Source organism: Enterococcus montenegrensis (assembly GCF_029983095.1).
In the GTDB taxonomy this organism is placed as follows: Bacteria; Bacillota; Bacilli; order Lactobacillales; family Enterococcaceae; genus Enterococcus_C; species Enterococcus_C montenegrensis.
This window is the reverse complement of record NZ_CP120467.1, coordinates 1272378-1293472: the sequence shown is the minus strand read 5'-3', so window position 1 is coordinate 1293472 and position 21095 is coordinate 1272378. Positions and strand designations below refer to the sequence as shown.

The 21095-nt window shown below is 37.5% G+C and carries 18 protein-coding genes; 3 read left to right on the top strand and 15 right to left on the bottom strand.

Annotated elements, in window-relative coordinates; translation table 11 throughout:
• Positions 1-104: 104 nt before the first annotated feature.
• The 14 genes from dnaK to P3T75_RS06260 all read right to left on the bottom strand — a co-directional run bounded on the left by dnaK (position 105) and on the right by P3T75_RS06260 (position 16626).
• On the bottom strand, positions 105-1934 hold the full coding sequence (gene dnaK, locus P3T75_RS06325) for a molecular chaperone DnaK (RefSeq protein WP_230710760.1): 1830 nt from the start codon (positions 1932-1934) through the stop codon (positions 105-107).
• Between the two features lie 43 nt (positions 1935-1977).
• Entirely contained in the window at positions 1978-2541 is a 564-nt protein-coding gene (gene grpE, locus P3T75_RS06320) for a nucleotide exchange factor GrpE (RefSeq protein ID WP_282462499.1), read from the bottom strand.
• Positions 2542-2574: 33 nt separating this feature from the next.
• The gene (hrcA, locus tag P3T75_RS06315; RefSeq protein WP_206902720.1) at positions 2575-3615 is read right to left on the bottom strand and encodes a heat-inducible transcriptional repressor HrcA; all 1041 of its coding nucleotides are present in this window, start codon (positions 3613-3615) and stop codon (positions 2575-2577) included.
• A gap of 167 nt (positions 3616-3782) precedes the next feature.
• Complete coding sequence (hemW, locus tag P3T75_RS06310) at positions 3783-4946, bottom strand: radical SAM family heme chaperone HemW (protein WP_282462498.1); 1164 nt, start codon at positions 4944-4946, stop codon at positions 3783-3785.
• Between the two features lie 217 nt (positions 4947-5163).
• The gene (trhO, locus tag P3T75_RS06305) at positions 5164-6066 is read right to left on the bottom strand and encodes an oxygen-dependent tRNA uridine(34) hydroxylase TrhO (RefSeq protein ID WP_282462497.1); all 903 of its coding nucleotides are present in this window, start codon (positions 6064-6066) and stop codon (positions 5164-5166) included.
• A 541-nt stretch (positions 6067-6607) separates the two neighbouring features.
• Positions 6608-7120, bottom strand: coding sequence for an adenine phosphoribosyltransferase (locus P3T75_RS06300; protein ID WP_206902717.1), 513 nt, complete (start codon positions 7118-7120; stop codon positions 6608-6610).
• 11 nt (positions 7121-7131) lie between these two features.
• On the bottom strand, positions 7132-9420 hold the full coding sequence (gene recJ, locus P3T75_RS06295) for a single-stranded-DNA-specific exonuclease RecJ (RefSeq protein WP_407649835.1): 2289 nt from the start codon (positions 9418-9420) through the stop codon (positions 7132-7134).
• Positions 9421-9778: 358 nt separating this feature from the next.
• Positions 9779-10570, bottom strand: a complete 792-nt coding sequence (locus P3T75_RS06290; RefSeq protein ID WP_282462573.1) for an SDR family NAD(P)-dependent oxidoreductase — start codon at positions 10568-10570, stop codon at positions 9779-9781.
• Between the two features lie 5 nt (positions 10571-10575).
• Positions 10576-11514: a ribonuclease Z gene (gene rnz / locus P3T75_RS06285; protein WP_282462495.1), complete on the bottom strand. Its 939-nt coding sequence runs from the start codon at positions 11512-11514 to the stop codon at positions 10576-10578.
• Positions 11515-11598: 84 nt separating this feature from the next.
• On the bottom strand, positions 11599-12171 hold the full coding sequence (locus tag P3T75_RS06280; RefSeq protein ID WP_206902713.1) for a DUF1269 domain-containing protein: 573 nt from the start codon (positions 12169-12171) through the stop codon (positions 11599-11601).
• Positions 12172-12348: 177 nt separating this feature from the next.
• The gene (obgE, locus tag P3T75_RS06275; protein ID WP_282462494.1) at positions 12349-13662 is read right to left on the bottom strand and encodes a GTPase ObgE; all 1314 of its coding nucleotides are present in this window, start codon (positions 13660-13662) and stop codon (positions 12349-12351) included.
• A 91-nt stretch (positions 13663-13753) separates the two neighbouring features.
• Complete coding sequence (locus P3T75_RS06270; RefSeq protein ID WP_282462493.1) at positions 13754-14689, bottom strand: alpha/beta hydrolase; 936 nt, start codon at positions 14687-14689, stop codon at positions 13754-13756.
• A gap of 20 nt (positions 14690-14709) precedes the next feature.
• Positions 14710-15330, bottom strand: a complete 621-nt coding sequence (locus P3T75_RS06265) for an NUDIX hydrolase N-terminal domain-containing protein (protein ID WP_282462492.1) — start codon at positions 15328-15330, stop codon at positions 14710-14712.
• A gap of 204 nt (positions 15331-15534) precedes the next feature.
• Positions 15535-16626, bottom strand: coding sequence for a DUF871 domain-containing protein (locus tag P3T75_RS06260; RefSeq protein WP_282462491.1), 1092 nt, complete (start codon positions 16624-16626; stop codon positions 15535-15537).
• A 175-nt stretch (positions 16627-16801) separates the two neighbouring features.
• On the opposite strand from P3T75_RS06260, the gene P3T75_RS06255 reads away from it, so the two are divergent.
• Complete coding sequence (locus P3T75_RS06255; protein WP_206902709.1) at positions 16802-17542, top strand: peptidylprolyl isomerase; 741 nt, start codon at positions 16802-16804, stop codon at positions 17540-17542.
• 63 nt (positions 17543-17605) lie between these two features.
• Here the strand turns inward: P3T75_RS06255 and P3T75_RS06250 are convergent, their stop codons facing one another.
• Positions 17606-18040, bottom strand: coding sequence for a 3-hydroxyacyl-ACP dehydratase FabZ family protein (locus P3T75_RS06250; protein ID WP_206902708.1), 435 nt, complete (start codon positions 18038-18040; stop codon positions 17606-17608).
• Positions 18041-18248: 208 nt separating this feature from the next.
• On the opposite strand from P3T75_RS06250, the gene fabI reads away from it, so the two are divergent.
• Both fabI and P3T75_RS06240 read left to right on the top strand, forming a co-directional pair.
• Entirely contained in the window at positions 18249-19004 is a 756-nt protein-coding gene (gene fabI, locus P3T75_RS06245) for an enoyl-ACP reductase FabI (protein ID WP_206902707.1), read from the top strand.
• 352 nt (positions 19005-19356) lie between these two features.
• The gene (locus P3T75_RS06240; protein ID WP_282462490.1) at positions 19357-21078 is read left to right on the top strand and encodes a Na/Pi cotransporter family protein; all 1722 of its coding nucleotides are present in this window, start codon (positions 19357-19359) and stop codon (positions 21076-21078) included.
• Positions 21079-21095: the final 17 nt, after the last annotated feature.

Below are 21095 nucleotides of genomic sequence, written 5' to 3'. Positions count from 1 at the left end.
TTAACACATTTTGTTAGGAAGCTGAACTATCTCATAGAAAAAGCCAAAGCTAGGCCTTGGCTTTTTTCTAATCCTACACAGCGAACTATTTCACTTTTACAAAATTATTTATCGTCGCCGTCAACTTCTTCAAAATCAGCATCGACAACGTCATCAGCGCCACCTTGTGCTTGTGTTGGGTCAGCATCAGCTTGTTGTTGTGCTGCTTGTTCGTATAATTTAACTGTTAAATTTTGGACGATTTCGTTTAACGCATCGCGTTTTGCTTTCATATCTTCTAAATTATTAGCTTCAACAGCAGCTTTTAATTCATCCCGCGCATCTTCTGCTTTTTTCACTTCATCTGCGTCAACTTTACCTTCTAATTCTTTTAATGTTTTATCAACAGAGAATAATAAAGCATCTACATCATTGCGCAAGTCAACTTCTTCTTTACGTGCTTTATCAGCTTCCGCATTTGCTTCTGCATCTTTTACCATGCGTTCGATTTCGTCGTCTGATAAACCTGATGAAGATTTAATCGTAATTTTTTGTTCTTTTTGTGTACCTAAGTCTTTAGCAGATACATTTACAATCCCGTTTTTATCAATATCAAATGTTACTTCGATTTGAGGAATACCACGAGGTGCAGCTGGAATATCTGTCAATTGGAAACGACCTAATGTTTTGTTGTCTGCAGCCATTGGACGTTCACCTTGCAACACATGAATATCAACAGCAGGTTGGTTATCTGCGGCAGTTGAGAATACTTGTGATTTGCTCGTTGGAATGGTTGTATTGCGGTCAATTAATTTTGTAAAGACTCCACCCATTGTTTCAATACCTAATGATAATGGGGTTACATCTAGTAAGACAACATCTTTAACATCACCTGTAATAACACCACCTTGAATAGCAGCACCCATTGCTACAACTTCATCTGGGTTAACAGATTTGTTTGGTTCTTTACCAGTTTCTTTGCGAACTGCTTCAACAACCGCAGGAATACGAGTTGAACCACCTACTAAAATTACTTCGTCTACTTCTGATTGTGATAAACCAGCATCTTTTAGCGCTTGGCGAACTGGTACTTTAGTCCGTTCAACTAAGTCAGCTGTCAATTCATCAAATTTTGCTCGTGTTAATGTCATTTCTAAGTGCAAAGGACCAGCGTCTCCTGCAGTGATAAATGGTAAGCTGATTTGTGTACTTGTCACACCAGATAAGTCTTTTTTGGCTTTTTCTGCAGCATCTTTCAAACGTTGCATTGCCATTTTGTCATTTGAAAGATCGATGCCGTTGTCTTTTTTGAATTCTGCTACCATGTGATCGATGATTTTATTGTCAAAGTCATCCCCACCTAAATGGTTATCCCCAGCAGTTGATAATACGTCAAAGACACCATCGCCTAATTCCAAGATTGATACGTCAAAAGTACCACCACCAAGGTCAAAGACTAAGATTTTTTCATCACGATCTGTTTTATCCAAGCCATATGCTAAAGCAGCGGCGGTTGGTTCATTGACAATCCGTTCTACTTCAAGACCGGCAATTTTACCAGCGTCTTTAGTTGCTTGACGTTGTGCATCGTTAAAGTATGCAGGAACTGTAATAACAGCTTTTTCTACTTTTTCACCTAAGTAGTCTTCTGCAAAGCCTTTAATGTATTGTAATACCATTGCTGAAATTTCTTGTGGTGTATAAGATTTTCCTTCTACTTCAACTTTGTAGCCTGCTTCGCCCATGTGGCGTTTAATAGAAGAAACAGTATTTGGGTTGGTTACAGCTTGACGTTTTGCTACTTCCCCAACTTGAATTTCGCCATTTTTAAATGATACAACAGAAGGAGTTGTTCGGTTACCTTCTGGGTTTGCAATAATTTTTGCTTCGCCGCCTTCTAGGACTGCGACTGCAGAGTTTGTTGTACCTAAGTCAATACCAATAATTTTACTCATAATAAAACGCTCCTTTAATAGTTACTCGTAATTTTTTTAAAATTTATTGGGCTACAATAACCATACTTGGTCGTAAGACGCGATCGTGTAACTTGTAGCCTTTTTGTAGTACCTGCACAATTGTATTGGCAGGTGCATCATCACTTGCTTCAACAGTTTGCACACCTTGATGGAAGTTGGGATCAAAAGCTTCGCCTTCAGCAGCAATCTCTTCAATTCCTTCTTCTTTTAAAGCTTGTTGCAAACTAGCTAAGGTCATTTCAACACCTTTTTTCAAATTAATGCCTTGTTCATCCGAGACATCTGTTGCCATTGCTCGCTCCAAATTGTCAATAGCCGGTAATAGTTTTTTTGCTAAGTCTTGTGAACGATAACGTTGTAAAAGTTCTCTTTCATTACGGTTACGATTGGTAATATTCGCAATTTCTGCTTTTGCCCGTAATAATTGGTCGTCCATTTCATCAATTTTTGCTGTCAGTTCAGTTAATTCATCTGTGACAGATTCTTGTTCCAAATCTTTTTGTTCAGTAGCTTCCGCTACCTCTTGATCTTTTAATTCTTGATCTTTTAATTCTTGATCTTTTAATTCTTGATCTTTTTCTGACACTGAACTTGCCACCTTTCTACGCAAATTTCTTTTTTAACTTGTTGCGTCGAGCGAACGATAATACTCCGCCAATTTCTCGGCTAGTTCTCTGGAAAACACATCAAGTAAACCAAACATTTTAGAATACTGCATACTTGCAGGACCTAATAATGCAATCACACCTTTACCATGACCAGAAATATCATAACTGGCTTGAATTAAGCTCATATTATGAAATAAGTCATTGCCCAACTCATCACCAATACGAATATCAATGTTATCTGTTGGTGGAATTAAAAGCTGCATCAACTCTTCAGGGTCTTTCATAAAGCGGTAAATTGATTTGAACTGATCCACATCAGTAGCAGGTTCAAAATCAATCATATTCATGCGACCGCCGACAAAGACCTTTTCTTCAAAAACTTGACCCAACATTAAATCAAATAAATCTAAAATACCTTCTGTTGTTTGAAAGTATTTATGCAAGATCATCGGAATCTCAGTACGCAGACGTTGGTAAACCGTTAGTAACGGCTCACCCACTAATTTGTCGTTGATGATCCGTACCATCTTTTCCAAGTCAGCTCCGCTGACACTTTGCGGCAAGGCAAAGACTTGACTTTCAACATTGCCTTGATCCGTTACGATAATCGCAATCACTTGACGACTATTTAACGGGACAATTCGAAAACCGGTCAGACGTCTATCCTTCATATCCGGACCCAAGGACAAGGCAGTATAGCTGGTTAAATTGGATAAAATTTCAGCAGATTGTTGAATAATATCGTTAATCTCATGAAATTCTTTTCCAAAAGACCGCTTGATTACTTGCATATCCGTTTTTGCTACACGAGTAGGCTTTAAAAGATGGTCAACGTAATAACGGTAACCCACCATCGAAGGAATACGACCAGAAGAAGAATGCGTCTTTTGTAAGAGACCTGCTTCTTCTAAAGCTTTCATATCATTGCGGATCGTTGCTGAACTAGCATTAATTCCTGCTGCCATTAAAGACTTAGAACCCACCGGCAAGCCGGTCTTCGTATAATGTTGGATAATGAGACGCAGAATATCTTGTTGTCTTTTTGTCAACATATTCATCACCTCGTATTTAGCACTCCGTCTATCTAAGTGCTAACACATATTAATATACCACAAGAAAGTTTAATGTCAAGAATTAAGCAACAAAAAATTAGCACTCTTTGATATAGAGTGCTAATCGTTTTTTTCAATCATATCAAGGCTTACATCAATTTAGAAAATCAATCTAATAAAAACTTCTCAAAAATTTCATTTCCAATCAATAACCCTTTTTCAGTGAGTCTGACATTGTCCTTTGTTTCAAGCAACCATTGTTTGCTTACCAAATCTGCCAAAACATTTCCGTAAACAGCCGTCAGCTCTTGCCCAAATTTTTCTGCAAAATGAGCTTTAGAAATACCAGCTTTTTTACGTAATCCCAAAAACATTTCTTCTTCCATTTGGTTATTGCGACTTAACTCTTCTGTTTCATAAATAGGAAGTTGATCGTTTTTCAATGGTTTTAAATAGTGTTGAATTGGACCAAAATTTTTATAACGCGTTTTTCCTAGATAGCCACTTGCTCCAGCGCCAAAACCAAAGTAGTGTTCATTATTCCAATAAACTAAATTATGTTGGGATTCAAATCCTGGCTTAGCAAAATTACTAATTTCATACTGAAATTTTCCGGTATCATGCATAGCTAACATCGTTTCTTCAAACATCTGACCTTCAATTTCTTGATCCGGCATCTCCAAGCGCCCTTGTCTCACCCAGTTCATAAACATCGTCTTGTTTTCTAAAATCAAGGAATACAACGAGTAATGGGGTAAATCTAATTCAATTGCCCGTTTTAAGGTATCGCGAAAACTTGCTAATGTTTGACCCGGAAGCGCATAAATCAAATCAATCGAAACATTTTGAAAATCTGCTTTTTCTAAGAAGTCCATTGTGTCATAGACGTCTTTAGCTGTATGTTTACGTCCAATCTTTTTTAGCAAAACATCGTCAAATGTTTGTACGCCCATGGAAAGACGGTTCACACTGTGATCTTTCATCACTTGTAATTTGTCTAAAGTCAAATCACCAGGATTTGCTTCCACGGTAAATTCGGTAACAGTCTCCATTGGGAAAAGATCATTAATTCCCCTTAAAAGGGTATCTAGTTGGCCAGCTGAAAGTGAAGTTGGTGTTCCACCTCCAACGTATAAAGTTGGACTTTTTTTTATGGGATTTTTTTCTAGCGTAAGTTTCATTTCTTTTAAAAGACAAGCGATGTATTCATCGACAGGCTGCCCTTCTAAAAAGACCTTATTAAAGTCGCAATAATAACAGATATGTTCACAAAAGGGAATGTGGATATAGGCTGATATTGCCGCGTCTTTTGGTTTTTTCATTTGTTGCATGGTTTAATTCCTCTCAATTAACATTACTTTTTTCTCAATCGTTTCATTTTCTCGTCTATCTTACCACAAGTAAATTCCTTCGTGGAAAAATGGCGGTTTTTTAACCAACTCTTTTAAAATTACCGTCTATTTTTTTAACTCTATGACAAGCTAAATTGAGAAATTATAAAAAGGTTGAATCTAGATTCAACCTTTTACTTCATATTGTTTTTTGTTATTACTTGGCATAAGTATTTTGACGATAACGATTTTGAGGGTGGTTTCGACAAGCTTGACTGCAAGCACCTAAATATTTCGTCTCATTTTCAACCGAAGCCAGAATACGGCGATTACATTCCGGATTGCTGCAATTAATGTAACGCTCACAAGGAGTTCCGTCAAACCAATCACGGCCAACAACCTTTTTATCAACGTGATTGATTTCTACACTAATCCGTTCATCAAAAACATACATTTTACCATCCCATAATTCTCCTTTAACTTCTGGATCTTTGCCATAAGTTGCAATCCCACCATCTAATTGTCCGACATCTTTAAATCCTTCTTTTACTAACCAGCCTGAGAATTTTTCACAGCGAATCCCACCGGTACAATAGGTGACTACCCGTTTTTCCATAAACTCTTCTTTATGTTCTTTGATCCACTGAGGTAATTCGCGAAAATTACGAATTTCTGGTCGCACAGCACCCCGAAAATGGCCCAAATCATATTCATAATCATTGCGAGCGTCAATCACAACGGTATCTTCGGCCAACAAAGCTTCTTTAAATTCTTTTGGCGACAAATATGCGCCTGTAACTTCATTAGGACTAAAATCATCGGATAATTGCAACGACACAATTTCTCGCCGCGGACGGACAAACATCTTTTTGAAGGCGTGTTCCGTTGCTTCATCACTTTTAAACGTAATATTTTTAAAGCGAGGATCATCTTTCAATGCTTTTTTATATGCCGCAGTTGCTTTTTTTAATCCTGAGACAGTGCCGTTAATACCTTCTTTTGCAACTAAAATCCGTCCTTTTAATCCTAATTTTTTACAAAAGGCCAGATGTTCTTGTGCAAATACTTCCGGCTCCTCAATTGTTGTGTATTTATAGTAAAGCAATACTTCATAATCCATCTTCATTCCCCTTTCTTATGTAGTATAGCCAATCACAAACTTAGAAGAAATTTCTCTGCTTGTGGCAAGTATCTCAAAATCCGTCTTTTTTCTTAAAAAAAAACTCTGCCAATTTTAAATTACATTTTTTCTCCTTTCAAAAGAACATTTTTACAACAATTCCTTTTCACCTCACAAAGGAAATGATTCACAAAACGCAAAAAAATATAAAAATAATTTACCCACATTGAAAAGCTACTATTTTATAAATAGTGGTAACCAGATTTTTCATTCTAAACTCACTCTAGTATGAGCAATAATTATTTCCTTTCAAATAAACAATAACCACAGCTAAGAAAAGTTTTTCAAACTCTTCACACACCTACAATAAGGCCGAACTTCAATATATTGCATCACAAATTTCTTAAAATTTTAACTTATTTCTTGCAGAGTTAGTGCGATGCTAGATGGCGCTAAAGCAGCCAAATCAATGCTTTTTATTGTAAAAAATCTTAAAAAAGATAAAAAAACCTTGCAATAAAGATTGCAAGGTAAGAGGTGCTTAATATTCCATCAATGTAATCATATCGTAGTCTTTAATTTTGTCTCGACCGTGTAAGTCCATTAGTTCAATTAGAAAAGCACAGCCCACAACTACGCCACCTAATTCTTCAACCAATTCTGTCGTTGCTTTAATCGTTCCCCCGGTTGCCAATAAGTCGTCACAAATTAAAACGCGTTGGCCAGGTTTAATAGCATCTTCATGAAGTGTCAGTGTATCTGTCCCATATTCTAAGTCATAGGTTACTTCAATTGTTTTACGAGGTAATTTACCTTTTTTACGAACTGGAGCAAACCCAACACCTAATTCATAAGCAACTGGACAGCCCACAATAAACCCACGTGCTTCTGGTCCAACTACCATATCAATTCTTTTTTCTTTTGCATAGTCTACGATTTGTTTTGTTGCTTCTCGATAAGCCAGACCATCAGCCATTAAAGGTGAAATATCGCGAAAAACAATACCTTCTGAAGGGTAATCGGGAATACTTGCAATATAATCTTTTAAATCCATGTTTTTTCCTCCTAGTTTTCAAACCAAGTTTTTAAAGTTGCCATATCACTTAGCAATAAAAATTCTTCTGTTTTGATTTTTTGTTGTCTACGTTTATAAACCACACTGGTAGTAAGATCTTTTTTGCCATCAACTTCTGTCTTGTGTAAAAGACCATCGCTTATTGTAACAAATTCTAAATCAAAAAACACCTGAATCATAAAAATTAATAATTTTTCTGGTATTTTTAAAAATTGCGCAATGCTAGGAAGTTTATATCGGACATCTAGCGTATCTTGTTGTGCAATTAGTTTAAAGAGTCGACCATACTGTTCCCTTGTCCCCAAACCATCTAAATACGCATCATCATCGGCGTTTAAGACTAAATACAACTGATGGAAATCCGTCAGCGACAAAATTTCTTTTAAAACGAGGGCATCCATCGGACAGTCCAAAAATGCAATACTGGAATAATTTTCCTCTTGTACCACCAGTTTTAAATGTGTTAAGTCTTTAAAATGATGCACTTGTGTTAGAATTTGAGTTTTTATATCTGTAGGAACTTTATTACCAAAACAAACAAACAGTGTGTTCGCATCAAATTGAAGATTTTGTCGCTTCTTTTTGGCACGTAAATCTACTAGCTGTAAGCCTACAGCTGCAAAATCTATCAATTGCAACTGCGGTGATTGTCGGCCATTCCATTCATTCAATTGTAGTTGCCCTACAATTGAAAGTTCGTTGTTTTCAATTGAAGTTAATTGATTACCAAAACCAAAGCCAATCGTAGTTAATTGCGTATTTTCACCGTCAGTTGCATTAAATTTCAAATGATTATTATCAGCACCAATCGTTTTTAAATCACGAGCAAAGATATGCTGCAACATAAAATAAGGTTGCGGATTGTCCATGCCAAAAGGCGCCAGTTGTTTCAACTCTTTAATTAAAGGAATTGTAGCATCTGCTATATTCAAAATACCGTCAATAGCTAGCGTGTTACCGACCAGCTGTTCTTTATGTCCAGCAGCATAAGCAGCAACATTTTCTTTGAATTGATCAAGGGCTGCAACAGGAACACTAACACCCACAGCAGCATGATGACCACCAAAGCTTGTGAATAGTTCCCGCATTTCATCTAACATTGCAAACATATTCAATGATGCAATACTACGACCAGAACCTTTTGCGATACCATCTTCTTTTATCGTCAAAACAATTGCCGGCTTACCGGTTTCTTTTAAGATTCTGCCGGCTACAATCCCTAATACCCCTTCATGCCAACCAGATTGCGCGACAATGTGAATTGCATCTTGGCTATTGATTAACGCAAGTGCCTCTTTGGTGATTTCTTCAACTAAGCTTTTACGCTTTTGATTAATTTCATCTAAATCCTTTGCAAGAGAGATTGCTTTTTGTTCATCAAAAGTTTTTAACAAGTCGACAGCTTCATTAGGATCAGACAGGCGACCAATGGCATTTAAACGCGGGGCCAAAGCAAACCCGATACTTTGTTCGTCTAGTTTACTTTCTTCTACCCCACTAATTTTTAACAATGCTTGCAAACCCAATCTTTGCGTCTGCTGCAAAGCTTTTAAACCATAAGTTACTAAAACCCGGTTTTCATCAGTCAATGAAACCATATCAGCAACAGTTCCAATAGCTACTAAGTCAAGAAACTCTGCGGGTACTTCTTCTAGTAACGCACACGCAACTTTAAAAGCCACCCCAACACCGGCTAATTCACCAAAAGGATAACTACCAGCAGGATGCCGGGGGTGAATAATGCCAAATGCAGCTGGTAATTCTTTTGGCAATTCGTGATGATCCGTTACGATAACATCCACACCTTGGCCATTAGCATAATTAATCGCCTCATGACCTGAAACGCCGTTATCGACCGTGATAATTAACTGAATTCCCGCTGCAATTTTTTCTTGATAAACTTCCAAATTAGGTCCGTAACCATCTTTAAAGCGATTTGGCAAATAAAATGAAACATCTGCTCCTAAAAGCTCTAGTGCTTCTGTCATAATTGTCGTACTTGTTATGCCATCAGCATCGTAATCCCCATAAACTAGAATTCGTTCCCCATTCATAATTGCGGTTTGAATGCGCTCAACGACCTTGTCCATTTCAAACAACGCAAAGGGATCGTGTAACTGATCAATTTGTGGTTGTAAGAAGGCAGTTAATTGGTTTTCTGTTTTTATTTCACGTTGCCAAAGCAGTTTTGCCAAAGTTGTATTTAAATTATATTTTTCGCAAATTTGAACAAATTCTTTTGGCACTTCCTTATTTTCTGGAAGTTGCCAATTATACATAGAGCTACTCAAAAAATCACTCCCAACCAGATTATTATAGCAAAGAGACGAATAGATGGAAAGTTTTCCGGTACTTTAAACCAACTTTCTTTAAATAAAAAATAACATCTTCCTACTGTAAACGACACGGAAAATTGCCTTTTGAACTCCTTTTGCCTTCAAACTTCAAGAAGAGATTTTAATAAATTGCCTTTCAATTTCTTGAAATTTTTTAAACCGGTCGGTAAAGTCTGCTCGTAAAACTTGATAGGGATTATTTTGCCGCAAGCTGATTTCTTCATTTGAAAATTATGTATTTTTCATATAGTCACAGTCAAAAAAAGAGTTAACAACTCCCGCGAGTTGTTAACTCCTTTTACTATTTTTGATTAAACATTCCACCGGCTAACCAGTCGCCAACATGAGGAAATAACGTATAAAATTGACTTGCCACTTGCATAAGGCGGGGCCGATTAATTTCTCTCTTTTGCTTTTTAATACCTTTAATAACAGCTTGTGCTAATTTATCCGGTTCTAAGACAAAATTACCAAGACTTTCTAAATAATTTCCGCTAGGATCGGCTTGTTCAAAGAAATGCGTTGCGACAGGTCCTGGGTTAACCGTCATAACGTGAATGTTCGCCGGTTTTAATTCTAAGCGCAAAGCATTTGAAAAACCCAATACAGCAAATTTTGTAGCCGAATAAACAGCTGTTTTAGGCGTAGCCATTTTTCCTGCCATTGAAGCAATATTAACAATACTACCCGGAATGTCAGCTTCTAACATCATTAGAGCAACTTTTTGCGTTACTACCATCATCCCTAAAACATTCACTTCAAACATTTGATAGGCTTTTGCCATATCAAAGGAAGTAAAGTCCTCAAAAATACCAAAGCCGGCATTGTTAATCAAAACATCTACACGACCAACTTCACTTTGTACCTTATCTAACATCGCCTCAACACTTTCTGGTTGTGCGACATCCAATTGAAAAGCATAAGCACTTTTACCGCTTAAACTTTCACAGCGTTCTTTTACTTTACCAATTAAATTAATGCGACGAGCACAAACAATCACAATTGCACCATTTCTAGCCGCCTCATAACAAAGCTGTTCACCTAAACCACCTGAACCGCCTGTAACTAAAACTACTTTATCTTGTAAATTCATCATTATCATTCCTTTATTTCATTTTGAAAGGGAATATCAACAATATCAAAATCTTTGGCAATTTTTGTATTAGGAAAAATTTCCTGGGCTTCCTTTTCTAAATTAAGAGCATCTTGAGCTAAATAACGCGCACTAATATGCGTTAGTATTAGGCGTTTAACTTGGGCCTTTTTAGCAACTTCGGCAGCTTGATGGGTTGTGGAGTGATAGTAATTCCGCGCCATTTTTGCCTCGTTTTTATTAAAGGTACTTTCGTGGACTAAGACATCTGAGGTTTTCGCTAAAGCAATGGAGGCATCACTAATTCGTGTATCTCCTAAAATTGTCACGGTACGGCCTGTTTTAGCAGCTCCGACAAAATCTTTGCCACTGACGGTGCGCCCATCTGGTAATGTCACCGTCTCGCCTTTTTTTAATTGGCCAAAAATAGGCCCTGGTTTTATCCCTAACACTACTAATTTATCCACCTGTAATTGCCCATCATGGTCATGTTCTGCCACGCGATAGCCATAACTATCAATTCCATGATCTAACAGGTCACAGGTAACAGTAAATTGATCATCATAAAAGATGACTCCTGGTTTTACTTCAATAAACTTTAGACTGTAAGCTAAACGCGTTTGGGAAATTTTAAGCGCATTTAAAACAAATTGTTTAATTCCTGCTGGTCCATATATTTCAAGAGGCTCATCTCCGCCTTGAAAAGAACGGCTACTAATTAACCCTGGTAAACCAAAAATATGGTCCCCGTGTAAATGAGTAATAAAGATTTTTTCAATTTTACGAGGGCGGATATTCGTCCGCAGTATCTGCATCTGCGTTCCTTCCCCACAATCAAACAACCAAACAGCATTGCGTTCATCTAATAACTTTAACGCAATACTGGTTACATTTCGATGCTTTGCCGGCACGCCCGCACCGGTTCCTAAAAACTCTAATTCCATTATCCAACCTGGCTTTCTAAAATTTTAACTACGAAAGGTTCCTTAGTAGTATAACACGCTTCAAAGCCAAATTTTATGCTTGTTTCATTCTTTTTCTGTTGGGTTTGCTTGGGTATGGCTTTTTTCCCAACTGTCTTTGGCTTTTTCCTTGGTTTCTTTTGTCACTTGTTGTGCTTTTTGAATTTCAGCTTGAACTTCTTCAAAGTCAAAACGCGTGATTTCACCATGTAATTGTTCAAATACAATCTTATTTAAGGGACGATTATCTTCTTCTTCTGCGATGACGATTAAGCCGGTTTGACCGGGAGCAATTTTATTTAGTAAAAATTTGAAGATATCTTGCGCTTCGTTGATTTCTTTTGCATCGCGCGTTGCCCCAATCATACTACCGCCAACCCAGCCTAATAAAATTGCCAAAGGACTAATTAATACTCCCACTAACATGCCAATAAAGCCGCCCTTAGAAGCATTATCACTACCAGTAAAATCCATGAAGTCCTCAATTTTAAATTGGTGGCTACCATCATCTTGATGCGTTACTACAGCCATTTGCTCCCCTTTTAATTTTCGATTCATTACCAATTGCTTTACCTCTGAAAAAGCTTGGTAACTTTCTGAGGAAACTTTAAAATTCATCACAATAACGCGTTTACTCATTTTTTATCCTCCTTACTACAACTTGCTGTTATAAAAAATCTTTTTCCTTAGTTTGAGTGTACCAGTTAAGGCGGGGAAAGAAAAAAGAAAAGCAATCCAAAATGAAGACTTATTCTAAACCTTTAACCAAAGGGTTTACTTAGAATGCTTCAAAGTGGATTGCTCTTTTATTCTTTTCTATTCAACAAACTCAAATTCAAAATTACCAATGCGGACAATATCTCCATCTTTTGCACCACGGGCCCGTAATGCTTCATCAACTCCCAAGCCTCTTAGTTGGCGGGCAAAACGCATAACGGTTTCATCATGAGCAAAATTGGTCATTTGGAATAGCTTCTCAATTTTATCTCCGCTTAATACCCAAGTTGCATCTGGTTCCCGAGTAATTTCAAACTCAGGTTCATCGGATTGATACCCATAATGCACCACATCTTCTTCAATTTCTTCATCGTACAATGGAAATTCTGGTGTTGTTTCCAATAAATCTGCAGTTGCATTTAGTAATGCTTGCAAACCTTTTTTGGAAACAGCTGAAATTGGGAAAATCGGGATATCCGCTGCAAACTCATCTGTTTTTTGTGCTTGTAATTTTTCTTTGAATGCTTTTAAATTTTCCTCTGATTCTGGCATATCCATTTTATTTGCCACAATAATTTGAGGACGTTCCAACAAGCGTAAGTTATGACTTTCTAACTCTTTGTTAATTGCTAAATAGTCCTCATAAGGATCTCGGCCTTCCATACCACTCATGTCAATCACATGTAAAATCACGCGCGTTCTTTCAATGTGACGTAAAAATTGCGTGCCTAGCCCTACACCTTGAGAAGCTCCTTCAATTAATCCAGGTAAGTCGGCCACAGCAAAACTGCGTCCATCTGTTGTTGTTACCATCCCTAAATTTGGTACCAGCGTAGTAAAATGATAAGCACCAATTTTAGGTCGCGCTGAAGAAATTACAGAAAGTAATGTCGATTTTCCCACCGAAGGAAAACCAACTAAGCCCACATCAGCTAAAACTTTTAATTCTAGTTCAATTTTGCGCTCTTGTCCTGGTTCACCGTTTTCCGCCAACTCAGGTGCTGGATTTCGCGGTGATGCAAATCGTGTATTCCCACGTCCACCACGTCCGCCACGAGCGACTACTAGCGTTTGTCCTTCTGTTACCAAATCCCCTAACAGCGCGCCTGTTTCAGCATCACGAACTGTTGTACCTGGTGGAACTTTGACGTAGGTATCTTCTGCACCTCGGCCATGCATTCCTTTACTCATTCCATTGTCACCAGGAGTAGCTTTGAAATGCCGATTAAAGCGAAAATCCATCAAGGTGCGTAACCCTTCATTAACAACTAAAATGACATCACCACCATGACCGCCATCACCACCGGCAGGTCCTCCGTCTGGCACGTACTTTTCACGCCGAAAAGCAACCATACCGTCGCCGCCTTTGCCGGCTTTGACATCAATTGTTACTTGATCTAAAAACATGGACATGTTTTGTCCTCCATTCTATTCCCATAAATTAAGTCTTCATTATTGTAACGACCTAACGCTCATTTGTCTATGATTTTAAAATTAAACCATTTTATTCATAACGACTTAAAAAGCTCTTAACTTTTTCTTCATAACGTTTTGGATCTTTATTAAAACTTTGGGCATGTGCTGCGCCATCTACTACCCATTTTTCTTTTGGCACATTAGTCGCATTGTAAACTTTATCCAACATGGTAAATGGTACGAATTTATCGGCAGAACCGTGGATAAACAACATCGGCGTTTTATTTTTTGCCAGTTGTTTGGTTACGTCGCCATCAGTAAAGAAAAAACCAGCGCGAAGTCGCGTCACTAAATTGGTGACCGGAATAATTGGAAATGTTGGCAAATCAAACAGTTGGTGATATTGATAAATTAACTCCGCTTGAATGCTAGAATACCCACAATCTTCTATAATAGCTTTGACATTCGTTGGTAATTTTTCACCGGAGGTCATCATGACGGTTGCCGCCCCCATACTGACACCATGTAAAATAATATTTTCCTTAGAACCATTTTGGCTCAAAACCTCGTGAATCCATTTGACATAGTCCTTGCGTTCTGGCCAACCAAAACCAATATAATCTCCTTGGCTTTTACCATGTCCTCTTGCATCAGGTACTAAAACGTTATAGCCCAGCCTGTGATACATGTCAGCAAATTGGTACATAGATTCTGCATCCCCCATGTAACCATGGGCTATAATGGCTGTTTTATCGCTTTTTTTAGAGGCGGGTAAATAAATACCCCGCAACTTTAAGCCATCTTCGCTAGTTATATACCAATTTTTTCTCGTATTACCTTTAAACCACGTTAAAGCCGTATCAGTAGGTTTGTTATCTGCAGCAGCTTGGGCGTCGTTATCATCAGCTAAAAAATCTTTTTCTGATGGTACAAATGCATAGTTATAAAAATAATTGCCAGCAAAAACAAGGCCACCTGCTAATAATAGCAAAACAATACCAATTGTAATCCATACTTTTTTCACTTCTATTCCTCACTTACAAATTAATCGCAAACTGCGTTTTCCGGATGTCGGTGGTAAGTAAAAGCCGCGCTAATATCTTCTTTTGAAGTCCGCGCTAAAGATAAGTTTAGTTGCTCACATTCTGCTTGAGTAAAAAAACCGACAGCTGTCGTTTCCAGCCCTGATCTAATCGTTGTCTCTAACGCCTCGCAATAGATAAAAAACTTGTAGACATAGGTCAAACTTGCGGGATACTGATGTTTTGCTTTATCTTTCACGGCGATTAATTGCAAAGGTTTAACTAAAATCCCGGCTTCTTCCAAAATTTCTTTTGCAGCAATTTCAAACGGAGAATAGCCGATGTCTCCCCAACCGCCGGGAAGCGTCCAGCTATTATCGCTTTTTTCTTTTACTAATAAAAGTTTATCTTCAACAAAAACAACACCGCGAATATCTACTTTAGGCGTAGCATACCCATCATCTGTATAAAGATAATGTTGAATCTGTTTTTCATTCCAATCGGTTAACAAATTCATTAATTTTTCCGTCACTATCAACAGTTGATCATAGCGTTCTTGGTCAAAGACATCCCGGCCATATGTTTTGCCCGATTGTCCAATCCCTTGTAGTTCATTTAATAAAAGTGCCAGCTGATTTTTCATCTACCCACCTCCAACTTTATTATTATACCAAAAAACCCTTTAGACATATGACATCAAAAGAGAAAAATTATGGGAAATATTAAAAAGTCAGCTTACGTGATTAAAGATCAGCAAAAAAAATACCCAGTTAGTATTCTCGTTAAACAAAAAGAATTTTTAGTTCTTTGTGTTTAACGAAGGAAATGACACAACTGGGTAGTTCAATTATTTATTTTCAATTAATTTAAAACTTGACCAAGGTTTTAAGAAATTCAGCAAGAAAAGTTCATCATCACTGATGCGCCCGACAACGTTCACCCGGCCGTCATTTTTCATCTCTTTTAATGCAATTTGCGTTTCGCCTTTATACTGTCCGTAACCAACATTATCGATCAAAACATCGCCCCGCGTCATATCATGTGTATTATGAGCTGGAAATGGTTTGTCTTTGTAATACACCCGCGTCATCGTTGAACGCAAGATGTATTCTGAACGATCGCCACGATAACTGTGCAAATTATCAAACAAACAAATACGTTCGTCTGCTGTTATGTCCTTAGCAGGGTCGACTTTTAAGCTAGGATATTCAGAAAAGAAAGCTTCAGACATTGCTTTTAACTCTGCTTCTGAGGCATAGGCATTTCCTACTGAGATATCGTCAATCAGCCCTGTCAACATGAAGTGCTTAACTTGGGTAGCTATCTCTAAATCACGGTGATCTTCTAGAGTACATAGACCATCTTGGGTTGGCCACGGTCCAAAAGTCGCCTCATGAGAGTTCACAAATGCCATCGTATTTAAATTGTATTTACGGAATTTTTTCGAACAAAAGACAAAGTGATCATAACTCAAGCCAGAATAACGATGAGGATAAAAGTTATGAGAACCTAATAAGTTATTGGTGTTAGGAGAATAGCTCATAATATTATCGACATAATTTGTTCCTTGACTCATATTAATTTCAATTTTAATACCATAAGGATTTCGCGTCATTTTGGCTTCTTCTGCCCCAGTAAAACCAAGATCTAAACGAACGCCATAAGCTCCCATTTCATCAAAAAAAGAAAGATCATCATATGAAATACCTAATTGTTCAAAAAGGTCTGGATTAATATCTACCATGACTTCCATTTCCAAACTATTAGCATAATCAACTACTTTTTTAAACCCAGCTAAAACTTTTTCTTTATCGCCATCAATTTCTAAAAGACTAGTAAAGACCCGTTTAAACCCATATTTATGAGCCAAATCTAAATATGTCTTGTCCTTTTCAAATGTTGAACGTTCTGGATAAACTGAAATACCTAATTTTCCCATTACTAATTTCCTCCTTGAGGTTTACATTTTTGAATGCTCTTACATTATAACAAAAACGCTCCAATTGGTCTACACCTTTACCTTTGCAATTCACTATTTAAAAGCCAACCACGACTGGTCAAACATTTTTTTATTTGTTATTCTTTAACTATCATAGATAAAAGGAGCTACACACATGATTAAAAAACGTATTTTAGGGACAGCAGTTTTATTTTCTGCGCTGCTCGTCATTGCAGGTTGTACAAATAACAGTCCAACCTCTTCTAGTTCCAGTTCAGATAAGACTAGTGAAACTTCTGAAAAAGTTGATGTTAATAAATTGGACTTACCTCAACTAGACGCTAAAGTCAAAGATAACGAAGACCTCGTTGAGCTGCAAACAGATAAGGGAAATATCAAAATCAAACTGTTTCCAGAGATCGCACCAAAAGCGGTAGAAAATTTCATGACGCATGCTAAAAAAGGTTATTATGACGGCTTAACTTTCCATCGTGTGATTAATGATTTCATGATTCAAGGTGGTGATCCTAAAGGCGACGGCACTGGCGGTGAAAGTATTTGGGGTAAAGGTTTTGGAGCAGAACCTTCTAATCAGCTGTATCATATTCGCGGGGCACTAGCGATGGCCCAATCCCAACAACCTAATAGCATTGGCAGTCAGTTTTATATCGTCCAAAATAAAGACGATATGAGTGATGGTCTTTTAAAAGATTGGATTCCAAATAAAATTATCGATGCTTATAAAAAAGGCGGTTACCCTTCTTTAGATGGTAGTTACACTGTATTTGGTCAAGTTATTGAAGGGATGGACGTGGTTGATAAAATTGCCGCAGTAAAAACTGACAGTAATGACAAACCCGAATCCCCGGTAAAAATCAAAACAATTAAAATCTTACAAGAAGCTAAAACAAAATAGAAAAAAAGGATGTGACATAAATTTTTGTCACATCCTTTTTCTTAATGAAAAGTTATTCTTTTTTTATTTTGCACCTACAATAAACGTGAAGACACATTCGGCAACTTTTTTACCCGCTACTGTCGCTTTTGCATCGGCAGTCCCGACGTTTCCTTTCATTTTTGTAATTGCAAAACGCAATTGTAAGGTACTACCTGGTCGAACTAAATCGTAAAAATGAGCTGCATTAATCCCGCCAATATAAGCTGTTTGGCCCAAAAATTCTGGAGATTTTAAAATTAAAATTGAACCTGCTTGCGCCAAAGTCTCTAACACTAAAGTTCCTGGCATGTGGGGATTATCTGGCTGGCTTTGGCAAAAATCTTCGTTATAGGTGACTTGTTTTTCCGCTATAATTTCTTTACCAGCTAAAAGCGAGGTAACTTTATCAATATATAAAATTGGGAACCGATTTGGGATCAGCTCTTTAACGTTTGCAACGGTCAATGTTTGGCTCATAAGAACCCTCCTTGTTTTTTTGCTGATAATAAAATAGATGACAAAACAATCTATTTTGATTATCAAAGTATCATATCTCTAATTTTCTTGCAAATTTATAATCCGTAAGAAAAAATAGTTTGACAATCAAACAATTTTATCTAATAATAAGAAATCATACGGAGCAAAAAATGAAATTATTTATTTTGATTATTCAAGGAGTGTAAACATGAGTTTATTAGCTGGAAAAAAAGTTGTCGTTATGGGCGTCGCCAATAAGCGCTCAATCGCCTGGGGCTGTGCCAAAGCATTAAGTGATCAAGGTGCAGAAGTTATTTATACTTACCAAAACGACCGCATGGCCAAACAATTAGAAAAATTAGTTGGCACTGAAGCATTCAAAGTAGAATGCGATGTTGCCAGTGATGAAAGTATTGAAGAATGTTTTGCAAAAATCGGGAATTATGCCGGTGAAATCCACGGCGTTGTCCACGCTGTCGCTTATGCCAATAAAGAAGATTTATCTGGTAGCGTAGTCGATATTTCACGAGAGGGTTACGCATTAGCACAAGATATCAGCTCGTATTCATTACTTGCAGTTACCCGCTATGCAAAAAATATTTTAGCTCAAAACAGTGGGATTGTAACTATGAGCTACTTGGGTTCCCAACGAGCAGTACCAAATTATAATATGATGGGAATTGCTAAGGCCGCCTTAGAAGCTGCCGTTCGTTACTTAGCTGCCGAATTATCCCCTGAAGGCATTCGGGTAAACGGAATTTCTGCTGGTGCCATTAAGACTTTAGCTGTAACAGGGGTTAAAGACTATCAAAAATTAATTCAATTATCTGAAGAAAGAACACCAGACAATGTTGGGGTGACCATTGAAGAAGTCGGTAATACCTGCGCCTTTTTAATCAGCCCGGCTTCTAGTGGGATTATTGGAGAAGTTATTTTTGTCGATAAGGGCGTTCATTTATCTTAGAACACCCACTTTTATAAAAGACCGTTGTTTTGAAGCGATTTAAAGTTAGCTTTTCGCTAGACTTTAAAAGACGCTTTATTGCAACGATCTTTTTTTAACAGCAATTTCTAAGGTAAATCAAAATATCGTTATATGAAGTACTCCCCTTATCTGGCAATCACGTTTTACCAAAGTCAAAAATAATATACGTAAATTAACTTTTATTACATTTATCCCTTATTTCTTTTAACTGAATGTGTCGTCGTTTTTAGTAACAACTGATTTTGTTATTATACAAAAAAATCGTTTACATCCTTTCGTATTTTCGCTATGCTGACTTTAATTGGTTAAAATATTTGCTGGAGGAAATTGTATGTCGTATCAAGAAATGCTCTTTAGCTTCTTAGGTGGTCTGGGAATTTTCCTATTTGGGATTAAATATATGGGAGATGGTCTGCAAAAAGCCGCCGGTGACAGGCTGCGAGAAGTTTTAAATAAATTCACTTCAACACCTTTACGGGCTGTTTTAGCGGGTATTATTGTCACAGGACTAATTCAAAGTAGCTCTGGCACGACAGTTTTAACAGTCGGGCTAGTTAGCGCTGGGTTTATGACGTTGCGCCAAGCAATTGGGGTCATTATGGGAGCCAATGTTGGAACGACGGTAACCGCCTTTATAATTGGGTTTAATTTAAGTGCCTACGCCCTGCCTATCATTGGGATTGGTGCCATTCTTTTATTTTTTACCAAACGAAAATTGTTTCAAAATATCGGTCAAATTTTATTTGGTTTTGGTTGTTTATTTTTTGGCCTTAAATTAATGGGCACCAGTATGGAACCATTAAAAGACTTACCCCAATTTAACGACTTGATGATTGGTGTTTCTCATCATCCTATTTTAGGTGTTGGGATTGGAACGCTTTTAACAATGGTTTTACAGAGTTCTAGTGCCACCATTGGAATTTTGCAACAACTTTATGCCCAAAACAGCTTAGCTTTGGGGGCTGCACTCCCAATTTTATTTGGCGATAATATCGGGACTACGATTACCGCAGTTATTGCTGCGTTAGGCGCTAGTATCGCTGCCAAGCGAACTGCCGGAGCCCACGTAGTCTTTAATCTGGTGGGAGCAGTGATATTCACCTTACTGCTAACCCCTTTTACGCACGTGGTTATTATGATGACAGATGTTTTAAACTTGAACCCTAGCATGCAAATCGCCTTTGCCCACGGACTTTTTAATATTTCAAACTTAGCCATTCAATTTTGGTTTATCCCTCAAATTGAAATGTTAGTCAAAAAAATTATTCCTGGTACCGATAAATCTTTGGATATTCGTGCCGTGGAATTAAACGAAGACTTTTTATATACCTCACCAAGCATTGCACTGCGTCAAGCTTCAAACGAAGTTATTCAAATGGGAAATTATGCACTTCGGGCACTTTCTGCCACTAAGGATTTCTACATTAAACCAACAGACGACAAAAAAGATGATGTTTTACAATATGAGGAGGCCATCAATCAATTTGACGTTGAATTAACTGACTACTTGGCTAAAACTGCCACCGTAGAACTTTCACAAACAGAAAGCCAAGAACAAGCAATGTTGCTAGAATTTACCAAAGACTTCGAGCGGATCGGGGACCACTGTAAAAATATCATCGGTTTTATTGAAGAAGCTTGTCAATTGGAACAAAAGCAGCGGAATAAGGAAAAACGCAATGGCAACGGTGTGAAAACTACGCGCACTACTCTCATTTTATATGATGAAGATTTAATTTCATTGTTTGATAAAGTTTTAAAAAATATTCGCGATGCACTTTTCGTTTTGGAGACTGACGACCACAACCTTGCAACTAAAATTCTTTCACGGGAAAAAGAAGTAAATGAGTTAGTTGACCTATTGCGGAAAAAATATTTCCGTTTAATGAGTAAAGGCGATGGCCGGGCTGCTGATAGTGTTTTGTTTATTGATATCAGTTCAAACCTAGAACGAAGCAGTGACCGTACGTTGCATATTGCCAAATATATTTTGGGAAATGTATACGGCTTTAAAGCTCCCGCGTCTTATTTGCAACAAACAGACGATATCTAAAGAGCGCTTTTGGAATA

Excerpts from the sequence above, each read along its gene's own strand:
- trhO (WP_282462497.1), bottom strand. The coding sequence starts at position 6,066 with ATGGATTATGAAGTATTGCTTTACTATAAATACACAACAATTGAGGAG.
- P3T75_RS06240 (WP_282462490.1), top strand. The coding sequence starts at position 19,357 with ATGTCGTATCAAGAAATGCTCTTTAGCTTCTTAGGTGGTCTGGGAATT.
- P3T75_RS06265 (WP_282462492.1), bottom strand. The coding sequence starts at position 15,330 with ATGAAAAATCAGCTGGCACTTTTATTAAATGAACTACAAGGGATTGGA.
- dnaK (WP_230710760.1), bottom strand. The coding sequence starts at position 1,934 with ATGAGTAAAATTATTGGTATTGACTTAGGTACAACAAACTCTGCAGTC.
- hemW (WP_282462498.1), bottom strand. The coding sequence starts at position 4,946 with ATGCAACAAATGAAAAAACCAAAAGACGCGGCAATATCAGCCTATATC.
- P3T75_RS06255 (WP_206902709.1), top strand. The coding sequence starts at position 16,802 with ATGATTAAAAAACGTATTTTAGGGACAGCAGTTTTATTTTCTGCGCTG.
- rnz (WP_282462495.1), bottom strand. The coding sequence starts at position 11,514 with ATGGAATTAGAGTTTTTAGGAACCGGTGCGGGCGTGCCGGCAAAGCAT.
- P3T75_RS06280 (WP_206902713.1), bottom strand. The coding sequence starts at position 12,171 with ATGAGTAAACGCGTTATTGTGATGAATTTTAAAGTTTCCTCAGAAAGT.
- obgE (WP_282462494.1), bottom strand. The coding sequence starts at position 13,662 with ATGTCCATGTTTTTAGATCAAGTAACAATTGATGTCAAAGCCGGCAAA.
- P3T75_RS06300 (WP_206902717.1), bottom strand. The coding sequence starts at position 7,120 with ATGGATTTAAAAGATTATATTGCAAGTATTCCCGATTACCCTTCAGAA.
- P3T75_RS06260 (WP_282462491.1), bottom strand. The coding sequence starts at position 16,626 with ATGGGAAAATTAGGTATTTCAGTTTATCCAGAACGTTCAACATTTGAA.
- hrcA (WP_206902720.1), bottom strand. The coding sequence starts at position 3,615 with ATGTTGACAAAAAGACAACAAGATATTCTGCGTCTCATTATCCAACAT.
- P3T75_RS06250 (WP_206902708.1), bottom strand. The coding sequence starts at position 18,040 with ATGAGCCAAACATTGACCGTTGCAAACGTTAAAGAGCTGATCCCAAAT.
- P3T75_RS06290 (WP_282462573.1), bottom strand. The coding sequence starts at position 10,570 with ATGAATTTACAAGATAAAGTAGTTTTAGTTACAGGCGGTTCAGGTGGT.
- recJ (WP_407649835.1), bottom strand. The coding sequence starts at position 9,420 with ATGTATAATTGGCAACTTCCAGAAAATAAGGAAGTGCCAAAAGAATTT.
- fabI (WP_206902707.1), top strand. The coding sequence starts at position 18,249 with ATGAGTTTATTAGCTGGAAAAAAAGTTGTCGTTATGGGCGTCGCCAAT.